Annotated in this window: 19 protein-coding genes; 1 reads left to right on the top strand and 18 read right to left on the bottom strand. The window is 56.9% G+C overall.

Annotated features, from left to right (window positions below):
- From ACI2JR_RS09170 to leuS, 14 genes are all read right to left on the bottom strand, one after another.
- Positions 1 to 93, bottom strand: a 93-nt coding sequence (locus ACI2JR_RS09170) for a hypothetical protein (RefSeq protein ID WP_462478401.1), incomplete at its 3' end; no start/stop codon positions are given.
- A gap of 280 nt (positions 94 to 373) precedes the next feature.
- Entirely contained in the window at positions 374 to 1,018 is a 645-nt protein-coding gene (gene lipB / locus ACI2JR_RS09165; RefSeq protein ID WP_462478376.1) for a lipoyl(octanoyl) transferase LipB, read from the bottom strand.
- A gap of 103 nt (positions 1,019 to 1,121) precedes the next feature.
- Positions 1,122 to 1,385: a DUF493 family protein YbeD gene (gene ybeD, locus ACI2JR_RS09160; RefSeq protein WP_004859527.1), complete on the bottom strand. Its 264-nt coding sequence runs from the start codon at positions 1,383 to 1,385 to the stop codon at positions 1,122 to 1,124.
- Positions 1,386 to 1,498: 113 nt separating this feature from the next.
- On the bottom strand, positions 1,499 to 2,698 hold the full coding sequence (dacA, locus tag ACI2JR_RS09155) for a D-alanyl-D-alanine carboxypeptidase DacA (protein WP_132728897.1): 1,200 nt from the start codon (positions 2,696 to 2,698) through the stop codon (positions 1,499 to 1,501).
- A 142-nt stretch (positions 2,699 to 2,840) separates the two neighbouring features.
- Positions 2,841 to 3,950 (bottom strand): endolytic peptidoglycan transglycosylase RlpA, encoded by a 1,110-nt coding sequence (gene rlpA, locus ACI2JR_RS09150; protein WP_132728899.1) that lies wholly within the window; start codon positions 3,948 to 3,950, stop codon positions 2,841 to 2,843.
- A gap of 10 nt (positions 3,951 to 3,960) precedes the next feature.
- On the bottom strand, positions 3,961 to 5,073 hold the full coding sequence (gene mrdB, locus ACI2JR_RS09145; protein ID WP_132728901.1) for a peptidoglycan glycosyltransferase MrdB: 1,113 nt from the start codon (positions 5,071 to 5,073) through the stop codon (positions 3,961 to 3,963).
- Positions 5,073 to 6,974: a peptidoglycan DD-transpeptidase MrdA gene (gene mrdA / locus ACI2JR_RS09140; protein ID WP_132728902.1), complete on the bottom strand. Its 1,902-nt coding sequence runs from the start codon at positions 6,972 to 6,974 to the stop codon at positions 5,073 to 5,075. Before mrdA ends, mrdB begins: the two co-directional genes overlap by 1 nt.
- A 27-nt stretch (positions 6,975 to 7,001) precedes the next feature.
- A complete protein-coding gene (gene rlmH, locus ACI2JR_RS09135; protein ID WP_132728904.1) occupies positions 7,002 to 7,469 on the bottom strand; it encodes a 23S rRNA (pseudouridine(1915)-N(3))-methyltransferase RlmH in 468 nt (155 codons plus the stop codon).
- Between the two features lie 3 nt (positions 7,470 to 7,472).
- On the bottom strand, positions 7,473 to 7,790 hold the full coding sequence (rsfS, locus tag ACI2JR_RS09130; protein ID WP_132728905.1) for a ribosome silencing factor: 318 nt from the start codon (positions 7,788 to 7,790) through the stop codon (positions 7,473 to 7,475).
- A gap of 221 nt (positions 7,791 to 8,011) precedes the next feature.
- Positions 8,012 to 8,641 (bottom strand): adenosylcobalamin/alpha-ribazole phosphatase, encoded by a 630-nt coding sequence (locus ACI2JR_RS09125; protein ID WP_132728907.1) that lies wholly within the window; start codon positions 8,639 to 8,641, stop codon positions 8,012 to 8,014.
- A 95-nt stretch (positions 8,642 to 8,736) separates the two neighbouring features.
- A complete protein-coding gene (gene nadD, locus ACI2JR_RS09120) occupies positions 8,737 to 9,387 on the bottom strand; it encodes a nicotinate-nucleotide adenylyltransferase (RefSeq protein WP_462478375.1) in 651 nt (216 codons plus the stop codon).
- A complete protein-coding gene (gene holA, locus ACI2JR_RS09115) occupies positions 9,380 to 10,411 on the bottom strand; it encodes a DNA polymerase III subunit delta (RefSeq protein WP_132728909.1) in 1,032 nt (343 codons plus the stop codon). The genes nadD and holA overlap by 8 nt, the downstream gene beginning before the upstream one ends.
- On the bottom strand, positions 10,411 to 11,001 hold the full coding sequence (gene lptE / locus ACI2JR_RS09110) for an LPS assembly lipoprotein LptE (RefSeq protein ID WP_132728910.1): 591 nt from the start codon (positions 10,999 to 11,001) through the stop codon (positions 10,411 to 10,413). Before lptE ends, holA begins: the two co-directional genes overlap by 1 nt.
- A 14-nt stretch (positions 11,002 to 11,015) precedes the next feature.
- On the bottom strand, positions 11,016 to 13,598 hold the full coding sequence (leuS, locus tag ACI2JR_RS09105; protein WP_132728912.1) for a leucine--tRNA ligase: 2,583 nt from the start codon (positions 13,596 to 13,598) through the stop codon (positions 11,016 to 11,018).
- Between the two features lie 223 nt (positions 13,599 to 13,821).
- Here leuS and ACI2JR_RS09100 point away from each other — a divergent pair, with 223 nt between their 5' ends.
- Positions 13,822 to 14,304, top strand: a complete 483-nt coding sequence (locus ACI2JR_RS09100) for a zinc ribbon-containing protein (RefSeq protein WP_132729037.1) — start codon at positions 13,822 to 13,824, stop codon at positions 14,302 to 14,304.
- Between the two features lie 64 nt (positions 14,305 to 14,368).
- On the opposite strand, the gene ACI2JR_RS09095 is transcribed toward ACI2JR_RS09100, so the two are convergent.
- From ACI2JR_RS09095 to ACI2JR_RS09080, 4 genes are all read right to left on the bottom strand, one after another.
- Positions 14,369 to 15,094 carry an amino acid ABC transporter ATP-binding protein gene (locus ACI2JR_RS09095; RefSeq protein ID WP_045854468.1) on the bottom strand — a complete coding sequence of 242 codons (726 nt, stop codon included), beginning with the start codon at positions 15,092 to 15,094 and terminating at the stop codon, positions 14,369 to 14,371.
- On the bottom strand, positions 15,094 to 15,768 hold the full coding sequence (gene gltK / locus ACI2JR_RS09090) for a glutamate/aspartate ABC transporter permease GltK (protein ID WP_132728914.1): 675 nt from the start codon (positions 15,766 to 15,768) through the stop codon (positions 15,094 to 15,096). Before gltK ends, ACI2JR_RS09095 begins: the two co-directional genes overlap by 1 nt.
- A gap of 2 nt (positions 15,769 to 15,770) precedes the next feature.
- Positions 15,771 to 16,511, bottom strand: a complete 741-nt coding sequence (locus ACI2JR_RS09085) for an amino acid ABC transporter permease (protein WP_132728916.1) — start codon at positions 16,509 to 16,511, stop codon at positions 15,771 to 15,773.
- A 163-nt stretch (positions 16,512 to 16,674) separates the two neighbouring features.
- Positions 16,675 to 17,583: an amino acid ABC transporter substrate-binding protein gene (locus tag ACI2JR_RS09080; RefSeq protein ID WP_132728918.1), complete on the bottom strand. Its 909-nt coding sequence runs from the start codon at positions 17,581 to 17,583 to the stop codon at positions 16,675 to 16,677.
- Between the last annotated feature and the right edge of the window lie 45 nt (positions 17,584 to 17,628).

Genomic DNA, 17,628 nt, shown 5'->3' with positions numbered 1-17,628 from the left:
CACGCTCAGTTGCACGTTTTTCACCGGGATAAGGGCCATTTTATCGGCGTCGCGGTACTTAACACCGCGTTCCATCACAATGGGTTTACTCATAGCGTGCGTGTTCCAGTTGCGAGTCACGAAGGAAAGCGAATCAATTCAAGGAAATGTTGTATTTATCAACTATTTTTGAATTAAGGACAGGCAGTATACCATTGAAATGGGACAGAAAGCAGCCTACCTGTTCGGCAAATTGTAAAATAGTTGTTGTTTTATGCTTATCCTCACGTGCTTTATTGTTTAAATGCCGGTAGAGCCGCGTCGAGCTTCTTGTCAGGCAACGGCTCCTGCGCGCGACGGGTAAACTGTCGCACCCCGGCAAGGCGGGCGAGCATTATGCTGCGGCAATAAATTCGTGCGGCGGGTTGCCCAGCAGGGTCAGCAGGTTAGCGACCAGATGTGGAGCTACCTCCAGCGGCTGAACATCCGGCCGCCACTGACGCATTTGCGCCATCTCCATTCCGGCGTAGCCGCAGGGGTTGATGCGCAGAAACGGCGACAGGTCCATGGCGATATTCAGCGCCAGGCCGTGGAAGGAACACCCTTTACGGATGCGCAAACCGAGGGAGCAGATTTTTTGCTCGCCGACATACACGCCGGGCGCATCGGCGCGCGGGTGGGATTCAATCCCATACTCCGCCAGCGTATTGACCACGGTCTGCTCTAACAGCGTCACCAGTTCGCGCACGCCCAGCTTGCGGCGCTTGAGATTCAGGAGCACGTACATTACCTGTTGCCCCGGGCCGTGATAGGTCACCTGGCCGCCGCGATCGCTTTGAATCACCGGAATATCGCCCGGAACCAGCACATGTTCGGCTTTGCCCGCCTGGCCCTGAGTAAAGACCGGATGATGTTCGACCAGCCAGATTTCATCCGGCGTCGCGTCATCGCGGGCGTCGGTAAATTGGTGCATCGCCTGCGAGACTGGTTCGTAAGGTTGCAGGCCAAGTTGCCGGATAAGGATTTTGTTATGCTGCAAAACAACGTCTCCGCAGAGAGAGAAGTGACTTAGGGGGGCGAGTATATCACAGCAAAGCGGGGGGAGAGAGATGACCCGGCACGGGGCCGGGTCGCGGAATGGGTTACAGCACCATCCGGACAATGTCGATATTGCCCAGCTCTTCGTACAGGGTTTCAACCTGTTCGATATGGGTCGCGTTGATGGTGATGGAGACCGAGTGGTAGTTACCTTTGCTGCTCGGCTTTACCTGCGGGGAGTAATCACCAGGCGCATGGCGCTGTACCACTTCCACCACCTGATCAACCAGCTCAGGCAACGCCTGCCCCATTACTTTGTAAGTAAATGGAGTAGGGAATTCAAGCAGTTCGTTAAGTTTGGTTTTCATGTCAGCTCCGGTGTTACGACAAAAAATAATAACTCCCACAGGGGTGGGAGTTATCAGGTTACTTAGATAGTAAGTATATGGGGATGTAAATCACACTTTCAAGCGTTCGATTTTTAACCAAACCAGTGGTGGAACATTAACTTAATGTAATCAATCATTTTGCCGAAGAAATTACCTTCAGGAATTTCTTGCAGGACCACCAGCGGGCGCTGATCGATCGTCTTGCCATCCAGCTGGAAGTTAATGGTACCGACCACCTGATTTTTCTGCAGCGGCGCGTGCAGTTCGGTATTGTTCAGGACGTAGCTGGCCTTCAGGTCTTTCATCCGGCCGCGCGGGATGGTCAGATAAACGTCTTTGTCGACCCCCAGCGAGGCGCGATCGCTATCGCCAAACCAGGCCGGTTCAGAAGAGAACTCTTTGCCGGCTTTCAGCGGGTTAACGGTTTCGAAGAAGCGGAAGCCCCAGGTCAGCAGCTTTTTGCTTTCAGATTCACGGCCTTTATAAGTACGACCGCCCATCACGGCGGAGATCAGGCGCATCTGGCCTTCGGTGGCGGAGGCCACAAGGTTATAACCCGCTTTGTCGGTGTGGCCGGTTTTAATTCCGTCGACGTTCAGGCTGTTATCCCACAGCAGACCGTTACGGTTCAGCTGGCGAATGCCGTTGAAGGTAAACTCTTTTTCTTTATAGATGGTGTATTCGTTCGGCACGTCGCGGATCAGCGCCTGGCCAATCAGCGCCATATCGCGCGCGGAGCTGTACTGACCTTCGGCATCCAGGCCGTGAACGGTCTGGAAGTGGCTGTTCTTCAGGCCCAGCGCGTTGACATAGCTGTTCATCAGGCTGACGAATGCATCCTGGCTACCGGCGACATAGTCGGCCATCGCCACGCAGGCGTCGTTCCCGGACTGCAGATTGATCCCGCGGATCAGCTGAGAAACCGGGACCTGCATACCAGGCTTAAGGAACATCAATGAAGAGCCTTTGAATACCGGGTTGCCGGTCGCCCACGCATCGTTACCCACCGTGACCAGATCGGATTCTTTAAACTTACCCGCTTTCATGGCCTGGCCGATAACGTAGCTGGTCATCATTTTGGTCAGACTTGCCGGGTCGCGACGGGCATCGGCGTTATTCTCCGCCAGCACTTTGCCCGAATTGTAATCGATAAGGATCCATGATTCGGCATCAATCTGCGGGGCGCCTGGGATCATGGTTTTGAGATTCAGGTCATCGGCGTGGGCAGCGGAAGAGAGTGCTGCAACGGAGAGGGCCGTAACGAGTAAACGTGCGGTGAAAGAGGTCTTCATGGTGTGAACAACGGCATCCGTGATGAAGTTAAAAAAGTGCCCTACTATAACAAATGCTCTGTGGACCGGCATCCGACATTGCGCATGACTTTGTTAATGACTTTGTCATGCGCATAGTCCCGCGGACAACGGTCCCGCGTGTTTAGTTGGCGTGAGTAATAAATGATTGCAGCTGCGCTTCGCTTTGCAGGCGCTGCTGTACGGTGCTGGCCTGCGCTTTACTGCCGAACGGACCTAGCTGAATGCGCCACACCGCGCCGTTCTGCACAACACGGCCAGGCACGGAAAACTGCTGGCTGAGGCGCTGCTGATATTGCTGCGCGCGGCCCCGATCGCTGACGGCACCGACCTGCACGACAAAGTCGCCGCTGGCGGAGGCCGCGGAGGCGGCGACCGCGGTCGTTGCGGCAGCCGCCGCAGGTGCTGCAGGGGTTACGCTGCCTTGAATAGAGCCGGGAGCGGTGACCGGGGCCGCCTGAACGACGGGTTCGCTGCTTTCCAGCACGCCGTTATTCAGCGGCGTCGGCGCGCCGAGGAAGCCGCTGCTGTTTACCGGTGCGCCGACGCTATCTTCCGGCTTCAGCGTCGAATTGCTGATCGGGCGAACGTCGGCTTGCGTCGGCTGATCGGGCGAGACGCTGGTGCCGCCGTCAAGATCCGGACGCGCCGGTAAGGCATAGGTTTGTTTCGCGACGGTGGTACAGGCCATTCCCGGGCCTGAGAGCGAGCCGTCCGGCGCGACGATGATCGGATCGATGCGCACTTTGGTGTTATTCGAGGTGTTCAGACGATCGGCGGAGGCGCGTGAGAGCGAAATGACGCGATCGTTGCCATACGGCCCGCGATCGTTAATCCGCACCACGATCATCCGACCGTTCGCCACGTTAGTCACCCGCACATAGCTGGGAATCGGCAGCGTAGGGTGCGCGGCGGTCAGCTGCGTCGGGTCGAAGGCTTCGCCGGAGGCGGTCAGGTTGCTGTTGGGTTCCGCGTCATAAATGGCGGCCAGACCGGTCTGGGTAAAGTTAGATGGATCCTGGACGATTTTATAGCGCTTGCCATCGCGCTCATAATCCTGATTCGCCGTCGCATTCGGCGTCTCATAATGCGGATCGGCGCCGCTGATTTCCACGCTCGGGCCATTACACACTGCCGGCTGCGGAGTGCTGACCGTTTTCTGTTGAACGTCTTCACCCGAACATGCCGCCAGCAGCCCCGCTGCTATGCAGATCCCCAGCCATTGCTTACGCATCGCGAACCCCTTAAACGCTTTTCGACAACATTTTTCTGTGGGTATGGATCGACATCACGATACCAAACCCGGCCATCAATACGATCAGGGCTGAGCCCCCATAGCTGACCAGCGGCAACGGTACCCCCACCACTGGTAAAATACCACTCACCATACCAATATTTACGAAGACATAAACGAATAAAATCAACATTAAACCACCGGCCATGACCCGGCCGAAGGTGGTTTGCGCCTGGGCGGCGATCCACAGCCCGCGCATAATAAGCAGGATATACAGCGCCAGCAGCACCAGAACCCCAATCAGGCCAAGCTCTTCGGCGAGCACCGCGAAGATAAAGTCGGTATGGCGCTCCGGCAGGAATTCCAGCTGCGACTGGGTACCGTGCAACCAGCCTTTGCCGCGTAGGCCGCCGGAACCAATGGCGATTTTCGACTGGATAATGTGATAGCCGGCACCCAGCGGGTCGGTCTCCGGGTCAAGCAGCATCATCACGCGCTGCCGCTGATAATCATGCATCAGGAAGAACCATAAAATCGGGATAAAGGCGGCCACCAGCACGACCGCCACGCCGATCAGACGCCAGCTTAATCCGGAGAGGAACAGCACGAAGAGGCCTGACAGGGCGATCAAAATAGAGGTGCCGAGGTCGGGCTGCGCGGCGACCAGCAGGGTGGGCAGGAAAATCAGCACCAGCGCAATGGCGGTATTCTTCAGCGAAGGCGGACAGACATCGCGGTTGATGAAGCGCGCCACCATCAGCGGCACGGCGATTTTGGCAATTTCCGACGGCTGAAAGCGAACGACGCCGAGATCGAGCCAGCGCTGCGCGCCTTTGGAAATGGCGCCGAAGGCATCGACCGCCACCAGCAGGATAATACAGAAGATGTAGAGATAGGGCGCCCAGCCTTCATACACCCGCGGCGGAATTTGCGCCATGACGATCATGATCACCACGCCCATGGCGATCTGGCCAATTTTGCGCTCCATCATCCCGATATCCTGGCCGCTGGCGCTCCAGATAACCAGCGCGCTGTAGGTCAACAGCGCCAGCAAAATCAGCACCATCGTCGGGTCGAGATGGATTTTATCCCATAGCGATTTTTTATTCGGATTATCAGTCATTATTGATCCTCCCCCGCCGTTACCGCCGGGTTTTCACTCGGCAGATTGGTGTTGTTATCACCCAGCATAATGTGGTCGAGAATCTGGCGCATAATGGTACCGACCGCCGGGCCGGCACCGCCGTTCTCAAGAATGATAGCGACAGCAACCTGGGGGTTGTTATAAGGGGCAAACGCCGTCATCAGTTTATGGTCACGCAGACGTTCGGCGATTCTGTGTGCGTTATACGTTTCATTGGCCTTCAGGCCAAAGACCTGCGCCGTACCGGATTTCGCCGCAATTTTATAAGGCGCGCTGGCGAAGTATTTATGCGCGGTACCGTTGCCGCGGTTAGCCACGCCAAACATCCCATCCTTGGCGATTTCCCAGAAGCCGGAGTGAATATCGCCGACCGGCGGCTCGTGCGGCTGCACCCACGGCACCTGTTTGCCATCTTCAACGGTGCTTTGCAGCAGGTGCGGCACTTTTACCACGCCGTCGTTAATCAGGATCATCAACGCTTTGTTCATCTGAATCGGCGTTGCGGTCCAGTAGCCCTGGCCGATGCCAACCGGAATGGTGTCGCCCTGATACCAGGGTTTCTTAAAGCGCTTCAGCTTCCATTCACGGGTGGGCATATTCCCGGATCGCTCTTCCGACAGGTCGATGCCGGTATAGTGACCGTAGCCGAATTTACTCATCCATTCGGAGAGGCGGTCGATCCCCATATCATAGGCAACCTGGTAGAAATAGGTATCCGCCGACTCTTCCAGCGCTTTGGTGACGTTCAGGTGTCCGTGGCCCCATTTTTTCCAGTCGCGATAGCGTTTATCCGAGCCGGGCAGCTGCCACCAGCCGGGATCGAACAGGCTGGTATTGCGGGTGATGACATTCGCGCTCAGCGCCGATACCGCGACATAGGGCTTCACCGTCGACGCCGGCGGATAGACCCCCTGCGTCGCGCGGTTGACCAGCGGGGTATTCGGGTCGTTCAGCAGGCCGGAGTAATCTTTGCTGGAGATCCCGTCAACGAACAGGTTCGGGTCGTAGCTTGGGGTGGAAACCAGCGCGAGGATGCTGCCGCTGCGCGGGTCGGTAACCACCACCGCGGCGCGGCTGCCGGCCAGCAGCGTCTCGATATACTGCTGCAGCTTAAGATCGAGGGTTAAATAGATATCGCGCCCGGCCTGCGGCGGCACCTCTTTGAGCTGACGAATGACGCGGCCGCGGTTGTTGACTTCAACCTCTTCATAACCGGTCTGTCCGTGCAGGACATCTTCATAGTAGCGTTCGATACCGAGCTTGCCGATATCGTGCGTTGAGGCGTAGTTCGCCAGCTTGCCTTCTTTATCCAGGCGCTCGACGTCTTTATCGTTAATTTTTGAGACGTAGCCGATAACGTGGGTAAGGGCGGAGTTATAGGGGTAGTAGCGGCGTTTATAGCCTTTGACTTCGACGCCGGGAAAGCGGTACTGGTTAACCGCGAAGCGGGCGACCTGTACTTCGCTGAGGTTCACCTTGACGGGAATCGAGGTGAAGCGATGGGAACGCGCGCGCTCTTTTTTGAAGCCGGCAATATCATCGTCGGTCAGATCGATCACATCGCGCAAGGCATCCAGCGTTTGCTGCACGTTATCCACTTTTTCCGGCATCATCTCCAGCTGGTAGATGGTGCGGTTCAGCGCCAGCGGCGTGCCGTTACGGTCATAGATAATGCCGCGGCTTGGCGGAATGGGAACCAGCTTGATGCGGTTTTCATTGGAACGCGTCTGATAGTCGGTGTAGCGAACGATCTGCACGTTATAAAGATTGGCAACCAGTATGCCGGTAAGCAGCAAAATCCCCAAAAAAGCGACCAGCGCCCGGCGCACGAACAGCGAGGATTCAGCCGAATAGTCGCGGAAAGAATTCTGTAATTTCATTCGCTGCTTAGTCTACCCTGGTCATCATTATTCACGGTGGTAAGGGTGGTTGGTGGTAATGCTCCACGCCCGATACAGGCTCTCAGCGACCAGTACGCGTACCAGCGGATGAGGCAAGGTGAGCGTGGAGAGCGACCAACTCTGTTCCGCTGCTGCTTTACACGCCGGAGAGAGGCCCTCCGGGCCTCCAATGAGCAGGCTGACATCGCGGCCATCCTGTTTCCAGCGTTCCAGTTCACGCGCCAGCTGCGGCGTATCCCACGGTTTCCCCGGAATATCCAGGGTCACGATGCGGTTTTTGCCCGCGGCCGCCAGCATCATTTCGCCCTCTTTTTCGAGGATCCGCTTGATGTCCGCATTTTTACCGCGTTTACCGGCGGGAATTTCCAGCAGCTCGAACGGCATATCTTTTGGAAAACGGCGCACGTATTCACTAAAGCCGGTCTGCACCCAGTCCGGCATTTTGGTGCCAACGGCCACCAGTTGCAGCTTCACGCATTAACTCCAGAGTTTTTCCAGCTCGTACAGACGACGGCTCTCTTCCTGCATGACGTGAACCATGACATCGCCGAGATCGACAACAATCCAGTCGGCGGCGCTTTCACCTTCAACGCCCAGCGGCAGCATACCGGCGGCGCGAGACTCCTGCACCACGTGGTCGGCGATGGACATGACGTGGCGCGTGGAGGTGCCGGTGCAAATAATCATGCAATCTGTAATGCTGGATTTGCCTTGAACGTCAATGGCAACGATGTCCTGACCTTTCAGGTCATCAATTTTGTCGATAACAAAATCCTGGAGTGCTTTACCCTGCAAGAGTTCCCCCTGGGTGAGTGAAGTTTGATAATAATAAACAGCCTGACAGTATACCTGAACTGGTGTAAAAGTCGGGATAAATGTCGGCCGACAGGCGTTGAAGGCGGCTATCATCCCATCCATCGCCCGCGATTGCATCGCCATTTTTGTAAAACAATTTCTGCCTGCATGGATTGGCGGATGCGTTCAGGCTGCGGAGAATAACAGCCTGCTCTGACCTGTCAATGGTCTGCGCGGAATTCTTCTTCCCTCTGCCAGACGGCCTGGCTATTTAGTACCCGCAGCGTGACGAAATCATGGCGCAGATCGAATGCGCTCCATGCGCCATGCGCGATAGGGAAATGCCACATCGCCGCCGCCGGCAGCTGTAGCAACCGCGCGATTAGCAGGCTCAGAACCCCCTGATGGCCGACGATCAGCAGATGGTCAAGGTGCTGGTACTGCGGCAGCTTATCCACAACGGTGTCGACGCGGCGGGCGAAAGTCTGAAAGTCCTCGCCGTTAGTGGGCGCGCTATGCTGCCAGTCCGCGCACCAGGCGGCATAGTTTTCCGCATCTTCACGCTGTAAATCCCGATGGTGGCGCATTTCCCAATCACCGAAAAACATCTCATTGAGTTCAGGGACAATCTGGCGGGGAATTTCGCGGCCGCCGAGGAGCAGGCTGGCGGTACGTTGGGTCCGTTCCAGCTCGCTGCACAACACGAGGTCGAACGGCACCGCCTGCAAGCGTTGGCCGAGGGTTTGCGCCTGCATGACGCCGCGCTCGGTCAACGGGGTAGGGGCGTGTCCGCTATAGAGGCCGGCTGCATTGGCCTGGGTTTCGCCATGACGAACTAACCATAATCTCACTATCGTAAGGCCTTCTGGCAACGTGAATGATGCTGAGTATAAGCCAAACGACACGGCGCTGGCAGATCCGCGGCCGGGGCTGCCTTAGCGAAGGGTTAGCAATAGAGCTTTTGCTGGTGGATATACTCCAGCACCGCGGCGGGCAGCATATCGGCGCAGGATTCACCCTGCTCCAGGCGCTGACGAATCAGGGTGGCTGAAATATCAAACCATGGCGTCTCCGCCAGGTAGATCGCGCCGGCTGGGCGGCTGTGCAGCAGTTCAACGTCGTGAGTTAAATGCGCATCCAGCCACTGCTGATCTTCATCACGCTTCATGACCAGCGGATACCCCGGGCGTCGGCAGACGATCAGATGCGCATTATCGAGAATCGTGGCGTAATTGTGCCAGGTCGGGAAGGTCAGCAGCGAGTCCTGGCCAATAATAAACGCCAGCGGCCGCTCCGGGCCTTGCTCCTGTCGCCACTCTTCAAGGGTTTGCGCGGTCCAGGAGGGCGTCTGCCGCTGCAGCTCGCGCTCATCAAGCACGAACAGGGGCTTATCGGCGATGGCCAGTTCCAGCATATGTTTACGCTGGGCGCCGGTCGCCTCAGGCTGCGGGCGATGTGGCGGCACATTATTCGGCACAATAATCACTTTCCTCAGGCCTATCTGGTTTGCCAGAATCTCGACCGGTTTGAGGTGACCATAATGCACCGGATCGAAGGTGCCGCCGTACATTGCCTGCAACTGAGTCATATCAACCATCAATAAACACGTCCGCCAACGCTTTATGGCAGAGCAATAAAGAGAGACTTTCTAATTCCGGCCAGATGGCGCTGCCGTAATCCTGCTTAAAGGTGATTTCCGCGCGGGTCAGCAGGGTTACGGCCTGGCGCAGCTGGTCATTGCTGAGGCGCGCCAGCGCGTCGCTGAGCAGCTGACGACGATTCTGCCACACCCGATGCTTATCAAACAAAGCGCGCAGCGGCGTCTGGGCCGACTGGCGCTTCAGGTTAACCAGCAGCAGCAGCTCGCGCTGAAGCGTACGCAGCAGAATCGCCGGCTCGCTCCCTTCCAGACGCAGCTGTTGCAGGATATGCAGCACCCGTTTGCTTTTGCCGGCCAGCAGCGCATCCACCCAGTGGTAGGGCGTAAAGTGGGCGGCGTCGTTCACCGCCTGCTCGACGCGCGGCAGCGTGAGCTTGCCATCCGGCCACAGCAGGGAGAGTCGTTCCAGCGCTTGCGCCAGCGCCAGCAGGTTGCCTTCGTAGCAATAGCACAGCAGCTGGCTGGCGGCGTCATCAAGCTGCAAATGATGCTGTTTTGCCCGTGCCGCCAGCCAGCGCGGCAGCTGCGCATGTTCCGGCGTCTGACAGCTGACCTGCACCGCGCGGCTGGCCAGGGCGGTGACCCAGGCGGCGTTTTCCTGCGCTTTAGTCAGCTTATTGCCGCGAACAATCAGCAGCAAATCATCGTGTAGCATGCCAACCAGGGTGGCGAGCTGTTCGTTAATCGCCGCGTTGGGGCCGTTTTCCGGCAGGACGAGGAGTAGCGTCTGACGGCTGGCGAACAGGCTCATTGCCTGGCTAAGCGAGAAGAGGGCGGGCCAGTCGGTACTGGCGTCGATGGTCGCGGTATGGTGTTCGGTAAAGCCCTGAGGCGTAGCCGCTTCGCGAATCGCGTCCTGACTTTCCTGCAGCAGCAGAGGGTCGCTCCCGAGGAGTAAATAGGCCGCGCGCAGCCCTTCGGTGAGCTGCGCGCGGAGTTGTTCAGGGTACAACCGAATCATCAGTTACCCAGCGTGGTGGAGACGCGGTTGCCAGAGGTCGCGGAGGCGGCAGTCGGGGCGACCGTCTTCTCTTCCTCTTTCGTGGCTTCGACATCGGCAACATGGACGCTTGGCAGCTTACGAATCAGCTGTTCTGCGGCTTTGTCGTACATCTCCTGGATGATCATATCCTGCTCGGCATCTTTCGCTAACGCCGCCTGCGGGTTATCGAAGAACGAACGGTAGACCTTGGTGTTGATCGGATAAATATCATGACCCGGGATCAGTACGCTGGCCTGAACCGTCATCACCATCTGGTATTCAGCCGTACGGCCGTCCTGGAAAATGGAGGCCGTGTCTTTCTGAATCGACGATGAATCCAGACGCAGAGAAGGGACATCCTTACGCAGCGTGCTGGCATCGATCAGTTCGACCCCATTCAGGCGCAGCTGATTGCGGAGTGAACGACTCAACGGACCATTCGGATCGCTCGACTGAAAGATCATGGTTTTCATCGCGGTGGGCACCTGGGTGGTGCTCCGCAGATGCCAGCCGCATCCGGCGGTGATTAACACCGCCAGAGATAACAACAATGTTGCCAGATATCGCACGCTTCCTCCTGCGCTTAGCCAACGACCAGATTGAGCAGTTTACCCGGAACGTAGATCACTTTACGTACGGTTACACCGTCGAGATACTTCGCGACCAGATGTTCCTGACCAGCACGTTCACGCACCTGATCTTCGGTGGCATCGACCGGAACGGTAATTTTACCACGAACTTTACCATTAACCTGGACAACCACCAGGGTGGTATTTTCAACCATCGCGCTTTCGTCGGCGACCGGCCACGGTGCGTTATCGATATCGCCTTCACCGCCCAGCTCCCGCCACAGGGTGAAGCAAGCGTGCGGGGTGAACGGGTTGAGCATGCGCACCACCGCCAGCAGAGCCTCACGCATCAGCGCGCGATCCTGCTCGTTTTCCTGCGGCGCTTTCGCCAGTTTGTTCATCAGCTCCATGATCGCGGCGATCGCGGTGTTGAAGGTCTGACGACGGCCGATATCATCGGTGACTTTGGCGATGGTTTTGTGCACATCGCGACGCAGCGCCTGCTGATCTTCGCTCAGGCTGGCAACGTCCAGTGCGGCAACCGCGCCCTGGGTCGCGTGCTCGTAAACCAGTTTCCAGACGCGTTTCAGGAAGCGGTTAGCCCCTTCTACGCCGGATTCCTGCCATTCGAGGGTCATATCTGCCGGAGAGGCGAACATCATAAACAGGCGCACGGTATCCGCGCCGTAGCGCTCAACCATCACCTGCGGGTCGATGCCGTTGTTCTTCGACTTGGACATTTTGCTCATGCCGGTATAGACCAGCTCACGACCTTGCGGATCATAGGCTTTGACGATACGGCCTTTCTCATCACGCTCAACGCTGGCATCCACCGGGGAGACCCAGTTACGCTCGCCGTTTTCACCCACGTAGTAGAAGGCGTCAGCCAACACCATCCCCTGGCACAGCAGCTGTTTCGCCGGCTCGTCGGAGTTCACCATGCCCGCGTCGCGCATCAGTTTGTGGAAGAAACGGAAGTACAGCAGGTGCATGATCGCATGCTCGATCCCGCCGATATAAATATCGACCGGCAGCCAGTAGTTGGCCGCTTTCGGATCCAGCATGCCGTCGTCGTACTGCGGGCAGGTGTAGCGCGCGTAGTACCAGGAAGATTCCATAAAGGTATCGAAGGTGTCGGTTTCGCGCAGCGCCGGCTGACCGTTTACGGTGGTTTTTGCCCACTCGGGGTCGGCCTTGATCGGGCTGGTGATGCCATCCATGACCACGTCTTCCGGCAGGATAACCGGCAGTTGGTCGTCCGGGGTTGGCATTACGGTGCCGTCTTCCAGCGTCACCATCGGGATCGGTGCGCCCCAGTAACGCTGACGGGAAACGCCCCAGTCGCGCAGACGATAGTTAACTTTACGCTCGCCAACGCCCATGGCCGCCAGTTTATCGGCGATGGCGTTGAAACCGGCTTCATGGCTCAGGCCGTTGAATTCGCCGGAGTTGAACAGCACGCCTTTTTCGGTCAGCGCCTGCGCGGACAGATCCGGTTCCGAACCGTCCGCCGCCAGGATAACCGGCTTAATGTTCAGGCCGTATTTGCTGGCAAATTCGTAGTCGCGCTGATCGTGACCCGGAACGGCCATGACGGCGCCGGTGCCGTATTCCATCAGCACGAAGTTTGCCGCCCAGACCGGAATTTCTTCGCCGGTCAGCGGGTGAATCGCTTTAAAGCCGGTATCGACGCCTTTTTTCTCCATCGTCGCCATTTCGGCTTCTGCGACTTTGGTGTTGCGGCATTCGTCGATAAACGCAGCCAGCTCCGGGTTGGTCGCCGCCGCCTGCTGCGCCAGCGGGTGACCCGCGGCAACGGCCAGGTAGGTACAGCCCATGAAGGTATCCGGACGGGTGGTGTAGACGGTCAGCTTGTCGGCGTACTCGTTAACGTTGAAGGAGATTTCTACCCCTTCAGAGCGACCAATCCAGTTGCGCTGCATGGTCTTCACGGTATCCGGCCAGTGATCCAGCTTATCCAGATCGTTCAGCAGCTCGTCGGCGTAGGCGGTGATTTTGATAAACCACTGCGGGATCTCTTTACGCTCCACTTTGGTATCACAACGCCAGCAGCAGCCGTCGATAACCTGTTCGTTGGCGAGTACGGTCTGGTCGTTCGGGCACCAGTTCACCGCCGAGGTCTTCTTGTACACCAGCCCTTTTTTATACAGCTCGGTGAAGAATTTTTGCTCCCAGCGGTAATATTCCGGGGTGCAGGTCGCCACTTCACGGCTCCAGTCATAGCCGAAGCCCAGCTTTTTCAGCTGGTTTTTCATGTAGGCGATGTTGTCGTAGGTCCACGGGGCCGGGGCGGTGTTGTTTTTTACCGCCGCGCCTTCTGCAGGCAGGCCAAACGCATCCCAGCCGATGGGCTGCAGAACGTTTTTGCCCAGCATACGCTGGTAGCGGGCGATGACGTCGCCGATGGTGTAGTTACGCACGTGGCCCATGTGTAGTCGGCCAGAAGGATAAGGAAGCATCGACAGGCAGTAATACTTCTCTTTGCTCTCGTCTTCAGTGACTTCAAATGTACGATTATCGTCCCAGTGAAGCTGGACTTTCGATTCTATCTCTTCCGGGCGGTATTGCTCTTGCATGGCAGCCAGTGGTCCTGTTTTCAATACAGCTACAAATGTAGCCAATGGATGTGTTATCAGATCGGCATAGCATAGCCCAAACGCCCACGTCAAAACAGCCTTTCGCACATTAACATCGGCAAAAGCGGCGGAGAATATTTAGCGACTCTGTGGGCCAACTGGCAAAGCAGATGGCAAATAACGTCTATTATTAGAAGAAGTTAACCACAGCGGAGGCGAAATGATGAACAAGGTTGCTCAATTCTACCGTGAACTGGTGTCGACGCTCAGTGAACGGCTACGCAATGGAGAGCGCGATATTGACACTCTGGTGGAGCAGGCGCGGGTGAAAATGAGCCACTCCGGTGAGTTAACGCAGCGCGAAGTGGAGTCGCTGACCACCGCGGTCAGACGCGATCTCGAAGAGTTCGCGCGCAGCTATGAAGAGAGTCAGGATGAGCTGTCGGACAGCGTATTTATGCGCGTGATAAAGGAAAGTCTGTGGCAGGAGCTGGCGGATATTACCGATAAAACCCAGCTGGAATGGCGCGAGGTGTTCCAGGATCTTAACCATCACGGGGTGTACCACAGTGGGGAAGTGGTGGGGCTGGGGAATCTGGTATGCGAGCACTGTCATTTTCATCTGGCGGTCTATACCCCGGACGTGCTGCCGCGCTGCCCGAAATGCGGCCACGATCAGTTCCAGCGTCGTCCTTTTGAACCCTGATGAGCGAGGTCGATCGCCGCGGGGAAGGGGAGCGGGCGCGCACCGAACGGCGCGCGCCGCAGGATTAATGCAGGATTTTGGCGAGGAAATCTTTTGCGCGTTCGGATTGCGGGTTGGCGAAGAACGCTTCCTTGTCGGCGTCTTCGACAATCTTCCCCTCATCCATAAAGATTACCCGGTTGGCCACCTTACGGGCAAAGCCCATCTCGTGGGTGACCACCATCATCGTCATCCCTTCATTCGCCAGCTCGACCATGACATCCAGCACTTCGTTGATCATCTCCGGATCCAGCGCTGACGTCGGTTCGTCAAACAACATGGCAATCGGATCCATACATAGCGCCCGGGCGATGGCCACACGCTGCTGCTGGCCGCCGGAGAGCTGCGCCGGGTATTTTTCTGCATGGGCGGAGAGGCCCACGCGCTCCAGCAGCTTCAGGCCCTTGGCACGGGAAGCGGCTTTATCGCGGTTGAGCACTTTCACCTGCGCCAGCGTCAGGTTGTCGATAATCGACAGGTGTGGAAACAGTTCAAAGTGCTGGAACACCATCCCCACGCGGGAGCGCAGTTTGGCGAGGTTGGTTTTTTTATCGTTCACCTGGGTGCCGTCAACGGTGATCTCGCCCTGTTGGATCGGCTCCAGCCCGTTAACGGTTTTAATCAGAGTCGATTTCCCGGAGCCAGAAGGCCCGCAAACCACCACCACTTCACCTTTTTTCACTTCCGTGGAGCAGTCGGTCAGCACCTGAAAGTGACCATACCATTTTGAAACGTTTTTCAGGGTAATCATTACACAGTCCTTTTCTTCAACCAGCTGACCAACAGCGATGCGCTGAGACTAATAACAAAATAAACGGCGCCTGCGAACAGGATCATCTCGACCTGGGTTCCGTCACGCTCGCCGATGGTGGAGGCGGTACGGAAGAAGTCGGCCAGGCTCAGGACGTAGACCAGCGAGGTATCCTGAAACAGTACGATGCCCTGAGTGAGCAGTAGCGGGACCATGGCGCGAAACGCCTGCGGCAAAATAATCAGCTTCATGGATTGCCAGTGGGTCATCCCCAGCGCCAGCGCGGCGCTGGACTGGCCGCGGGAAATACTCTGAATACCGGCGCGGATAATTTCCGAATAGTAGGCCGCTTCAAACATCGAGAAGGCCACCATGGCTGAAATCAGCCGGATATCGCTCTTTGGCGACAGGCCCAGCACGTTCTGCAGAAAGCCGGGGACAATCAGATAAAACCACAGCAGCACCATAACCAGCGGGATGGAGCGGAACACGTTGACGTAAGTCCTGGCAAACCACGCCAGCGGCAGGAAGCTCGACAGGCGCATAACCGCCAGCAGCGTCCCCCAGACGATACCGATAATAATGGCGGTCACGGTGATTTTCAGGGTGATAACCAGCCCGGCCAGCAGGTAGGGCATGGAAGGAACGATGGAACTCCAGTCAAAATCGTACATGATTATTTGCCCCCCATATTGCCCGGCAGGCGGACCTTGCGTTCAACCACATACATCACCAGCATAATCACCGCATTAATAAACACGTAGGCAAGGGTAATCGCCGTAAAGGATTCCCAGGCGTGGGCCGAGTAATCCAGCAGCTTGCCCGCCTGCGCCGCCATATCGGCCAGCCCGATGGTCGATGCGATGGCCGAGTTTTTCACCAGGTTCATCATTTCGGAAGTCATCGGCGGCACAATCACGCGATAGGCGTTGGGCAGCAGCACGTAACGATAGGTCTGCGGCAGCGTCAGGCCCATCGCCAGCCCGGCGTTTTTCTGTCCGCGCGGCAGCGACTGAATGGCGGCGCGAACCTGTTCGCATACGCGCGCCGCGGTAAACAGGCCCAGACACATCATCGAAGAGAGAAAGAACTGAATATTGGGATCCAGCTCGGACTTGAACCACATGCCGAGGTTTTCCGGCAGAAGTTCCGGCACCACCAGATACCAGGTAAAGAACTGAACGATCAGCGGGACGTTACGGAACAGTTCGACGTAGCAGGTACCGATGCCCGATAGCCAGCGATTGGGGGCGGTACGCAAAATGCCAAACAGTGAACCAACGAAGAAAGCGATAATCCAGGCGGTGACCGACAGGGCGACGGTGACCTGAAAGCCGCTCCATAGCCAGCCCAGATAGGTAGTGTTGCCGAACGGGGCCTGTTGCAGGAAAATACCCCAGTTCCAGTCTATTGACATAAATGACTCCTGGAAAAAAAAGGGTAGCAGCGCTACCCTCGAAGATCATTGTTCAGCCTGTTTCGGTATTCGCGGCGGCTGGGGAACGACCAGCCACCGTATAGTCTGTCCGTGCTATCACAACGATCGGGAGGGCAGGATTTCCCGCCCCTTGTTTTTTTAATTAGTTAAGAGCTTTGTCGTTAGGTGATTTGAACAGCGCCTTCATGTCGTCAGAGAGTTCGAAGTTCATATTCAGGTTTTTCGGCGGAATCGGGTTTTTGAACCACTTATCGAACCATTTCGCGGCTTCGCCGGAGGTCTGGGCCTGGGCGACGGTCTCATCTACCAGGGCTTTAAACTGCGGGTCATCTTTACGCAGCATACAGCCGTAGGCCTCTTTCGACTGCGGCGTACCGATGATTTCCCAGTTATCCGGTTTCTTCGCTTTCGCGCGTTCGCCGGCCAGCAGCGCATCATCCATCATAAAGGCCACCGCGCGGCCGCTCTCCAGAGTACGGAAGGAGTCGCCGTGGTCTTTCGCGCTGATAATACGCATGTTCATTTTCTTCTCGTCGTTCAGCTTATGCAGCAGAATTTCCGAGGTGGTGCCGGAAGTGACGACCACCGCTTTATCTTTCAGATCCGGGAAGTCTTTAATCGCACCGCCTTTCTTCGCCAGCAGGCGGGTACCGACGATGAAAATAGTATCGGAGAAAGCCGCTTGCTGCTGACGCTCGAGGTTATTGGTGGTGGAGCCGCACTCAAAGTCATAGGTACCGTTTTGCAGCAGCGGAATACGGTTTTGCGAAGTGACCGGAACCAGTTTGACCTGCAGGTCAGGTTTATTCAGCTTCTTCTTGATGGCATCAACGATAGCGTTGGAGTAGTCCTGGGAGTAACCGACCACTTTTTGCTGATTGTCGTAGTAAGAGAACGGTACGGAGGATTCGCGGTGACCCACGACGATCACGCCGTTTTTGGCGATTTTGTCCAGGGTGCTGCCTGCTGCCGGGGCGGCATCTTCCGCATGCGCCAGACCGGCGGTCATACCCATAACCAGCATTGCTGTAGCCAGTTTACGTAATTGCATATCCAACTCCTTATCCGCAGCGTCACTGACGCTATTGATACCCAT

It is taken from the genome of Klebsiella sp. NPDC088457 (assembly GCF_044900465.1).
GTDB lineage: Bacteria > Pseudomonadota > Gammaproteobacteria > Enterobacterales > Enterobacteriaceae > Klebsiella.
Note: the sequence above shows the minus strand (reverse complement) of the source record. Positions and strands in the feature narration are given on the sequence as shown.